Source organism: Sphingomonas sp. CCH9-F2 (genome assembly GCF_001556735.1).
GTDB lineage: Bacteria > Pseudomonadota > Alphaproteobacteria > Sphingomonadales > Sphingomonadaceae > Sphingomonas > Sphingomonas ginsenosidimutans.
Genome location: NZ_LSJO01000199.1, coordinates 1 through 964 on the forward strand (window position 1 = coordinate 1; position 964 = coordinate 964).

Genomic DNA, 964 nt, shown 5'->3' on the forward strand with positions numbered 1-964 from the left:
GCAGGCCGAACGGCCGCCCGCTCCACCCGCCGGCCAAGGCCACCCGGTCGCCCGCACGGCGCAGCAGCGCAGTGGTGCGGGTCGTCGCGAGCGCCTCCGCGGCATAGGCATAGCCCCGCGCCTGGTCGATCGCGACCGCATTGGCCGCCAGCCGCGTCGCCAGCCGCACCTTTTCCAGCGCGGTCGCGGCCATCACCGCGATCACCGCCACCAGCAGCAGCACGGTCAGCAGGGCCGCGCCCCGCTCGCGCTCACGACGCCGCACCGGCCTGCCTTGGCGTGGGGGATGGTCGCGGCGCCGGCGTTCCGGCGCGCGGCGCGCCGGTGCCGACCAGGAACACCATCCGATAGGTCGCGCCGCCCTCGCGCTCCAGCGTCATCTCGGCGGCCTGCGGCAGCGCGGCGCGGTCGTTGCCCTGCCAGCTGTCGGTCCACGCGCCCTGATAGCGAAACCGCCAGCGCACCCATTTGACGCGATCGAGCAGCAGCGCGGCGGGCAGCGGCGCGGCGCCATCCAGCTCGGGATAGGCGATCCGCTCCAGCCCGCCAGCATTCAGCCGATATTCCACCTTCTGCAACGTCGGGCGCGCGACCTCGTCCGGGTTGCTCCATCCGGCACGCACCAGCCGCAGCGCGGGGTCGAAGCCGCTGCCGCCGGTCATCGCCGGCAGCAGCGTCCCCACCACGTCGCGCGTGGGCCGGTCCTGCGCCTGCGCCAGATCGGCGGTCAGGATCGACGCGGTACGGTTGAGCGCGCCCGCATCGTCGAGCGCCGCCCCGCCCGCCCGCTGCGCCTTCACGCTGAACGACAGCAGCGCCACCCCCGCCGCCGCGATCATCCCGAAGATCATCAGCGCGATCATCACCTCGACCAGCGTGAAGCCGTGTTCGGCGGAACGCTCAAAAGAACCGAAGCCGTGTTCGGCGGAACGCTCAAAAGAACCGAAGCCGTGTTCGGCGGAAC

The 964-nt window shown here is 72.9% G+C and carries 1 protein-coding gene and 1 pseudogene; both read right to left on the reverse strand.

From position 1 onward, the window contains the following. A pseudogene (locus AX685_RS05785) lies at positions 1 to 265 on the reverse strand (type II secretion system minor pseudopilin GspK); the annotation flags it as partial. Further along, positions 252 to 964, reverse strand: a 713-nt coding sequence (gene gspJ / locus AX685_RS05790; protein WP_331710152.1) for a type II secretion system minor pseudopilin GspJ, incomplete at its 5' end; no start/stop codon positions are given. The pseudogene AX685_RS05785 and the gene gspJ, both read right to left, overlap by 14 nt.